The sequence below is a fragment of the Mesorhizobium sp. M7A.F.Ca.CA.004.12.1.1 genome (assembly GCF_003997835.1).
Taxonomy (GTDB): domain Bacteria; phylum Pseudomonadota; class Alphaproteobacteria; order Rhizobiales; family Rhizobiaceae; genus Mesorhizobium.
This window is the reverse complement of the sequence record NZ_RZRK01000421.1, coordinates 1-5,459: the sequence shown is the minus strand read 5'-3', so window position 1 is coordinate 5,459 and position 5,459 is coordinate 1. Positions and strand designations below refer to the sequence as shown.

Annotated in this window: 8 protein-coding genes and 1 pseudogene; all 9 read right to left on the bottom strand. The window is 64.6% G+C overall.

Going from position 1 to position 5,459, the window contains the following annotated elements:
- Nucleotides 1–147: 147 nt before the first annotated feature.
- Nucleotides 148–855: a flagellar basal body L-ring protein FlgH gene (gene flgH, locus EN984_RS21210; protein WP_127268383.1), complete on the bottom strand. Its 708-nt coding sequence runs from the start codon at nt 853–855 to the stop codon at nt 148–150.
- A complete protein-coding gene (locus EN984_RS21205; protein WP_127268382.1) occupies nt 852–1,433 on the bottom strand; it encodes a MotE family protein in 582 nt (193 codons plus the stop codon). The genes flgH and EN984_RS21205 overlap by 4 nt, the downstream gene beginning before the upstream one ends.
- Before the next feature lie 9 nt (nt 1,434–1,442).
- On the bottom strand, nt 1,443–2,684 hold the full coding sequence (locus EN984_RS21200) for a flagellar basal body P-ring protein FlgI (RefSeq protein WP_127268381.1): 1,242 nt from the start codon (nt 2,682–2,684) through the stop codon (nt 1,443–1,445).
- Nucleotides 2,681–3,208 carry a flagellar basal body P-ring formation chaperone FlgA gene (gene flgA / locus EN984_RS21195; RefSeq protein WP_127268380.1) on the bottom strand — a complete coding sequence of 176 codons (528 nt, stop codon included), beginning with the start codon at nt 3,206–3,208 and terminating at the stop codon, nt 2,681–2,683. Before flgA ends, EN984_RS21200 begins: the two co-directional genes overlap by 4 nt.
- A gap of 3 nt (nt 3,209–3,211) precedes the next feature.
- The gene (gene flgG, locus EN984_RS21190) at nt 3,212–4,000 is read right to left on the bottom strand and encodes a flagellar basal-body rod protein FlgG (protein WP_013529795.1); all 789 of its coding nucleotides are present in this window, start codon (nt 3,998–4,000) and stop codon (nt 3,212–3,214) included.
- An 11-nt stretch (nt 4,001–4,011) separates the two neighbouring features.
- On the bottom strand, nt 4,012–4,338 hold the full coding sequence (locus EN984_RS21185) for a flagellar hook-basal body complex protein FliE (protein WP_127383934.1): 327 nt from the start codon (nt 4,336–4,338) through the stop codon (nt 4,012–4,014).
- Nucleotides 4,338–4,754: a flagellar basal body rod protein FlgC gene (gene flgC, locus EN984_RS21180; RefSeq protein ID WP_013529797.1), complete on the bottom strand. Its 417-nt coding sequence runs from the start codon at nt 4,752–4,754 to the stop codon at nt 4,338–4,340. Before flgC ends, EN984_RS21185 begins: the two co-directional genes overlap by 1 nt.
- A gap of 2 nt (nt 4,755–4,756) precedes the next feature.
- Entirely contained in the window at nt 4,757–5,137 is a 381-nt protein-coding gene (flgB, locus tag EN984_RS21175) for a flagellar basal body rod protein FlgB (RefSeq protein WP_027038255.1), read from the bottom strand.
- Nucleotides 5,138–5,216: 79 nt separating this feature from the next.
- Nucleotides 5,217–5,459 (bottom strand): annotated as a pseudogene (locus tag EN984_RS21170) (hypothetical protein); the annotation flags it as partial.

Here is a 5,459-nt window from a genome sequence, read left to right as displayed (position 1 = left end):
AGCCACGCAAGGGTCCCTCCCCTGCCATCCAGCCCATGCCAATGGCGGCCGCCGTCACAAGCAGCAGCAGGCCGGCCTGGATGGCAGGGGAGGGACCCTTGCGTGGCTGAACCTGTTCGATATTTGCCACGGCGCCCTGCTCCGATCCTAGAACGGAAGAACCTGGTCGAGAATCTGCTGGCCGTAGGCAGGCTGCTGGACCTCGGTGATGCGACCGCGTCCGCCGTAGGAGATGCGGGCCTCGGCGATACGTTCGTAGGGGATGGTGTTTTCGGCGCCGATATCGGCCGGCCGCACGATGCCGGCGAGCGTCAGCACCCTGAGCTCGGCGTTGACGCGCACTTCCTGCGATCCGGTGATCATCAGATTGCCGTTGGGCAGCACATCGGTGACGATCGCCGCGACATTGAGCTCAAGTGTCTCCGAGCGCTTGATCTCGCCGTCGGCAGTCGTGTCCGTGGTGGAGCTGAGAGCCCCAGCGCCCTTGCCGGCTGTGCTCCACTGGTCCCACTGCGCGCTGAGGTCGTAACCGAGCTTGCGATTGGCGGTGCGGCTCCTGTCGTTCTGGTTCTTGAAGTTGGCCCGATCGTTGATCTTGATCTTGACCGTCAGGATGTCGCCCTGGGACAGCGCCCGCGGGTCGGTGAACAGCCGGCTCTGGCGGTCGTCCCACAACGAGAATTTCTTGACTGGCGCGGGCGGCGTTTGCGGATAGCGATAGAGGGAGCCGGTACTGCCGCCATCGATGCCGGAGCCGACCGGGGACAGGGCCGGCTCCCTGCCGACCTCCTTGAGGTTGGTTCCGCAACCCGACAGCATGGTGACCGCGCACAGGACAAGCATTTTCCGGATCATGACGGATCTACCCTTCGGGCTGCGCTGGCCATAATGCCGGTGAGCGTCGCCGCTGCCTTCTGGTCCATTTCGTTGAGGATGACGCTCGCCTTGCGTGTATCGAGCTTCATCAATATGGCCGCAGCCAGATCGGCGTTGACGATGGCCAGCCGCTCGGCGGCGGCGTCGGGCTTCATGCCGGCGTAGATCTGGACCACGCCGTCCTCTGCCCGGGCCAGGAAAACCTCGCGTCGCTTCAGCCAGGTCTCGTATTCAGCTTTCTTTGCATCGAGAGCTTTCATGCGCTCGTCAATGCCGGCCTGGAGCTGCTTCAGTTCCTCCGCCTGCAGGACATAGCGGCGGTCGCGGGCGGCGTCGGCGATGTTTGAGCAGAAGCGCTCGATCTCGCTTTGGTCCGGCGCCTTTTCCCGCGTCAATTGCTGCGGCGTCGCTGCCACCGGTGCTCCCGGCAGGACCTGGCGGACCGTCTCCTCGCCGCGCGCAGTGTCGCCGGCAAAGGGCAGCGTCGCGAGAATGGCGGACGCGAGCAGGATCGCAGCGGTGCGGTGTCTTTCGTGGTGTGAGAAGAAGCGCGTCATCGGCATCGCCTATTGCAGAACCAGGTCGGCCTGCAGGGCCCCGGTCGACTTGATGCCCTGCAGGATGGCGATGATGCCATCCGGCTTGACGCCGAGGCGGTTGAGGCCGGAAACGAGGGTCTGGAGATCGGGTCCGTCCAGCACGGCAACGCGGGCGTCGGGCCGGCTGGCGTCGATGGCTGTGAACGGTTCGATGGCGGTCTCGCCCTTGGAGAAGGGCTCGGGCTGGACGACGCGCGGCGCTTCGGTGATGCGCACGGTGAGCGTGCCGTGGCTGATGGCGACACGTGAGATCTTGACGTCATTGCCGATGACGATGGTGCCGGTGCGCTCGTCGATCACGACACGGGCCGGCGTGTCGGATTCGACCACCAAATTCTCGATCTCGGCATAGAAGCGGGCCGCCGAGACACCTTTCGGCCTTCTGATCTGAACGGTGCGCGAATCGCGCTCCGCCGCCACCCGCATGCCGAAGCGCTGGCCGGTGTAGTCGTTGATGGCGTCGGCGATGCGGATAGCGGTCGAGAAATCGGGATTGCGCAGTTGCAGCGTCAGGATCGCCTGATCGTCGAACTCGGCCTGGACAGCACGCTCGACGATGGCGCCGTTCGGCACGCGGCCGGAGGTCGGCACGCCTTGCGTCAGCTGCTCGGCCTGTCCCTGGGCGGTAAAGCCGGACACGATGACCGAGCCCTGGCCGACGGCATAGATCTCGCCGTCCGCCGCCTTCAGCGGCGTCATGATCAGCGTGCCGCCGGAAAGCGAGGTCGCGTCGCCCATCGAGGAGACGTCGATGTCGATGCGGGCGCCCGATTGCACGTAGGGCGGCATGTTGGCGGTGACGATGACGGCGGCGACATTCTTGGCGCGCGCACTGCCGCCTTCGGTGGCGATGCCGAGATTTTCGAGCATCGCGCGGATCGACTGTTCGGTGAATGGCGAGTTGCGCAGGCTGTCGCCCGATCCGGCAAGGCCGATGACCAGGCCGTAGCCGACGAGCTGATTGTCGCGCGAACTCTGCAGCTGGGCGATGTCCTTGATGCGCGCGGCGACCTGGCCCGGCGGCAGCGAACTTGGCCCGGTCGACACCCGGAACATGCGGCTGGTGGTGGCCGGATCATATTCGGGATCGCTGTAGACGCCGCCATTCTTGGCGGCGAGCTCGCGCTTGGCCTTCGACGTCAGGCCATCGGCCAGCGCCGGCTGCAGGCCAAGCACGGCTGCCAGCATCAGGGTAAGCCCGCGCATCATGAAGCGCTGACCTGGATGGTTCCGTCCGCCATCACCGTGCCGGACAGGATTTTGCCGCTGTCGATGTTGCGAACCTTGACGAGGTCGCCCGCAACTCCCGGCTGCAGCGTCACGGCGGTGGCCGAGATCGTCAGCCCGCCGGCGATGAAGAAGATCTGCACGGAAGCACCCTGTTCGACCAGCCAGGCCTCGCGGATGGCGGTGGAAGGAATGTAGCGGCCGGGCAGCAGCGTGCGCTTGGCGACCTTGCCATCCAGTTCTTCGGCTCGCGTGGCGACCGCCTCCGGCTTGCGCTTGCCGACGATAAGGGTGACCTGTTTCAGGGCAGCCAGGTTGATGGTCTCGCCGGGATAGATTACCCGGCTCGGAATAAGCACCACCTCGCCGCCAGCTTGATTGCTGGCGATCCGGGTGGCCGATTGGTTGGTCGACTCCTGGGCAAAAGCCGGCATCGTGCCGGTCACCAGCGCAAGGACGAGCGCGGTGCGGCGGAATGCGGACAGGAGGCCGGGCGTCGACATCATGCGTTACCTGATGTTCTTGGAGACCACGGAGGCCATGTCGTCGGCGGCCTGAATGACCTTGGAGTTCATCTCATAAGCGCGCTGCGCCGAGATCAGTTCGGTGATTTCCTTGACCGGGTCGACGTTGGAGGCTTCGAGATAGCCCTGCTGGATGGTGGCAAAGCCGGGATCGCCCGGCACGCCGACATTCGCCGGCCCCGAAGCCGTGGTTTCCTGGAACAGATTGTCGCCGAGCGGCGCCAGGCCGGCCTCGTTGGCGAAGTTGGCGATCTGAAGCTGCCCGAGGTTCTGCAGGTCGGTCTGGCCATCGATGCGGGCGAAGACCTGGCCGGTCTTGTTGACGATGACCTCGACGGCATCCACGGGAACATTGATTGCCGGAATGACGGCAGCGCCGTCGACCGTCACGAGTTGGCCGGTGGCGTTGGTGTTGAGAGCTCCGGCGCGGCTGTAGAGCGTGCCGCCGTCGGCACCCTCGATCTGAAACCAGCCCCTGCCGGTCAGCGCCAGGTCGAAACTGTTGCCGGTGCTGGTCAGTTCGCCCTGGGTGTGCACGTTGCGCACGGCCGTCGTCTTGACGCCGAGGCCGATCGAGACGCCCTCCGGCACCAGCGAGGCGTTGGAGCGGTTGGGCACGCCTTGTGTACGGTCGACCTGATAGAGCAGGTCGGAGAATTCGGCACGGGCGCGCTTGTAGCCGGTGGTGTTGATGTTGGCGATGTTGTTGGCGATGACTTCCAGATTTGTCTGCTGGGCATTCATGCCGGTGGCGGCGATGGCGAGTGCTTTCATGGCGGAATTCCTCAGATGCCCATTCGACTGACTTCGAGATAGGCGGAAACCACCTTGTCGCGGATGGCGACGGCGGTCTGAAGCGCCTGCTGCGCGCTCATCACGGCGTCGACCACCTGACGGGTGTCGGCGTCGCCCTTGAGCGCCTGCAACGATACCTGCTCGGCATTCTGCAGCGTGTTCACGGTCTTGGAGGCTGCCTGGCTCAGCGCCTCGGCGAAGGAGGTGCCGATGGTGCCGCCGGCCGAAGGTGTCGCACCGCCCTGGAGCAGGCTTGTGGCCGTGTCGTCGCCGCCGATCGACGGCTTGAACTGAATCGCTCCGATACCGCTGATCATTACTGGTTCCTCATCAGGTCGATGGTCATGGAAATCAGGTCGCGGGCCTGCTTGACGACCTGAAGGTTGGCCTCGTAGGAGCGGTTGGCCTCGGTCATGTCGGCCATTTCGATCAGCACGTTGACGTTGGGCATCTTGACGTAGCCCTTCTCGTCGGCTGCCTCGTTGCCGGGCTGGAACTCGACTGGAAAGTCGCTGGGGTCTCGATCGATCGAATTCACTGCAACGGTTGAGCTGCCGGAGGCCCTGTCAAGCTCGGAGACGAAGCTGATGGTCTTGCGGCGATAAGGATCGGAGCCGGGCGCGGTGCCGGTCGACTGGGCGTTGGCGAGATTTTCGGAAACCACGCGCAGGCGCTCCGACTGGGCGCCGAGGCCGGATGCTGCGACTTTGAGGGCTGCGGTCAGTGCGTCCATGGTCAGCTCTTCACCGCCATCATCATCATCGTATGAAACGCCTTGACGATCGCCGTGTTGAGTTCGAAGGAGCGGCGCACCTCGCCGGCTTTCAGCAACTGGTCTTCCAGAACGACCGAGTTCTTGGACGGCATGACGACGCCGTCATTCTCCTGCGGCTTGATGGTGAAGCCGGCATTGGTCGCCGCATTGCCGAGATGGCCGGCCTGGGTCGCCTGCAGCGATACGGCAGCGCGGTCGAGCACCTTTTCGAATGGCTCGACATCGTTTGCCGTATAGCCTGGCGTGTTGGCATTGGCGATGTTGCCGGCGACTGCCGACTGGCGCACGGCCAGCCATTGCGCTTGCTTGGCGGCGAGGTCGAAAAGGGAAACGGGCTCCATGGGAATCTCCGAGCAGGTACCCAGAGACTAGGCCGCCAGTCTTGCGCGGGCCTTGCGGATGGCGGGAGCCGGAGATCGTTTATCTGGAGAGTTCGATCACCCGGTCGGCACTGGTGACCATGACCCATTTGCCGTTGCGCTGCTCGATGGAGGACACCTGACTGGAGTCAGGCAGTATCGAGCCGCGCTGGACGATCCAGAGGCCAGCGTCGTCCTGGATCATGGCACGGCCGTTAGCGACATGAACCATGCGGAATTTCGCCGCGTCGGCCGGAAACGGTTGCTCGTCGGGTGCGGCTGCGGGATTGGCGTCGTCCCGCAC

What these genes read in the sequence shown, in the direction of transcription:
- EN984_RS21200 (WP_127268381.1), bottom strand. Translation starts at nt 2,684, where the DNA reads ATGATGCGCGGGCTTACCCTGATGCTGGCAGCCGTGCTTGGCCTGCAG.
- EN984_RS21205 (WP_127268382.1), bottom strand. Translation starts at nt 1,433, where the DNA reads ATGACGCGCTTCTTCTCACACCACGAAAGACACCGCACCGCTGCGATC.
- flgH (WP_127268383.1), bottom strand. Translation starts at nt 855, where the DNA reads ATGATCCGGAAAATGCTTGTCCTGTGCGCGGTCACCATGCTGTCGGGT.
- flgC (WP_013529797.1), bottom strand. Translation starts at nt 4,754, where the DNA reads ATGGACGCACTGACCGCAGCCCTCAAAGTCGCAGCATCCGGCCTCGGC.
- flgG (WP_013529795.1), bottom strand. Translation starts at nt 4,000, where the DNA reads ATGAAAGCACTCGCCATCGCCGCCACCGGCATGAATGCCCAGCAGACA.
- EN984_RS21185 (WP_127383934.1), bottom strand. Translation starts at nt 4,338, where the DNA reads ATGATCAGCGGTATCGGAGCGATTCAGTTCAAGCCGTCGATCGGCGGC.
- flgA (WP_127268380.1), bottom strand. Translation starts at nt 3,208, where the DNA reads ATGATGTCGACGCCCGGCCTCCTGTCCGCATTCCGCCGCACCGCGCTC.
- flgB (WP_027038255.1), bottom strand. Translation starts at nt 5,137, where the DNA reads ATGGAGCCCGTTTCCCTTTTCGACCTCGCCGCCAAGCAAGCGCAATGG.